At 53.2% G+C, this 1,457-nt stretch carries 1 protein-coding gene; it reads left to right on the top strand.

Annotation, left to right across the window (positions count from 1 at the left end):
• Nucleotides 1–53: 53 nt before the first annotated feature.
• On the top strand, nt 54–1,403 hold the full coding sequence (locus tag IVW53_15995; GenBank protein MBF6607065.1) for an ISNCY family transposase: 1,350 nt from the start codon (nt 54–56) through the stop codon (nt 1,401–1,403).
• Nucleotides 1,404–1,457 lie beyond the last annotated feature (54 nt).

The following is a 1,457-nucleotide window of genomic DNA, read 5'->3' as shown; positions in this document are numbered from 1 at the left end:
TGTTGAAGTGATACGATTATGTCAGCATCTAACTGTTATGCGAAAATGTCACCATGAAGGAGACAATCGCTTTGAACAACAAAGAACAACGACGGCTGATGGTGCTAAACCAGGTGCTGCAAGGGCATCTTACGGCATATGAGGCGGGAGAGTTGCTGGGCTTGTCAGTGAGACAAATAAGAAGAATGGTAGCGGCATATAGAAAGGAGGGAGCAGCCGCACTTTCTCACGGCAATCGTGGACGCACTCCCCACAACGCACTGAGTGATGAGATGAAACAGAGAGTAGCGGAGCTTGCCTGTACCAAGTACCGAGGGTGTAACCAGCAGCACATGAGTGAACTGTTAGCCGAACAAGAAGGCATCCTTGTGAGCCGCTCCACCTTGAGAAACACCCTGCTTGACAAGGGCATCTCAAGCCCACGCAAGCGTCGAGCACCCAAGCATCGCTCACGCAGAGAGCGTTACCCACAGGAGGGGCAACTATGGCAGATAGACGCTTCTCCTCACGACTGGCTACAGGGGAGAGGTCCACGCCTCAGCCTGCTAGCCGCCATAGACGATGCTACAGGCACGATGCCTGCGGCTGTGTTCAGGCAAGAGGAAGATACTGCTGGTTACATGCTGCTGATGCGAGAGGGAATATTGCGGCATGGTCGTCCACAAGCAGTGTATCACGACCGGCATTCGATCTTCGTGCCGACGCCCCGGCGCATGGTCGAGTGGAGCATAGAGGAGCAGCTTCGGGGAGAGCAGGAGCCGACGCAGTTTGGCAGGATGCTTGGGGAGCTTTCTATCACCTCTATTATCGCACGCTCTCCTCAGGCTAAAGGTAGAGTGGAGAGGTTGTTTGGCACGTTGCAGAGCAGGTTGGTCATTGAGCTTAGGTTAGCTGGAGCTACCAACGAGCAAGAGGCCAATCTGGTGCTGCAACAATATCTACCTCGCTTCAATGAACGTTTCGGCTTACAAGCTGCTGGTGCTGAGCAAGGCAGTTCCTACAGTCCACTGACCGAGACCCAGGAGGTAGACCCGGATACCGTTTTCTGCATGAAGTACCTGCGCACTGTGGGAGCAGACAACTGTGTGCGCTTCTTTGGACATAGATTACAAGTGCTGCCTGGCCCACAAAGGATGAGCTATGTACACGCAGTGGTAGAGGTACATGAGCGACTGGACGGCAGTTTGGCAGTGTACTACAAAGGGGAGTGCTTGGCTCACCAAAGTGCTCCAAACGAAGCGGCCTTGTTGAGGGCGCGTAAAGGACCCAGGTTTCAAGCTCAACAAGAGGGTGAGCAGAAGGTAGTTGTGTATCGGCTAGCCGATACACAACTACCTTCTGCTCACAAACCTGCCTCCAATCACCCCTGGCGTGCTTACCCGAATAGATTTACTGCAAGGTGATGGGGTGACATTTTCCTTTTGCAGTTAGGGTGACATTTTCCCTTGACAACAACA

It is taken from the genome of Chloroflexota bacterium (assembly GCA_015478725.1).
GTDB lineage: Bacteria > Chloroflexota > Limnocylindria > Limnocylindrales > CSP1-4 > C-114.
This window is presented reverse-complemented; position numbering and strand designations above follow the sequence as displayed.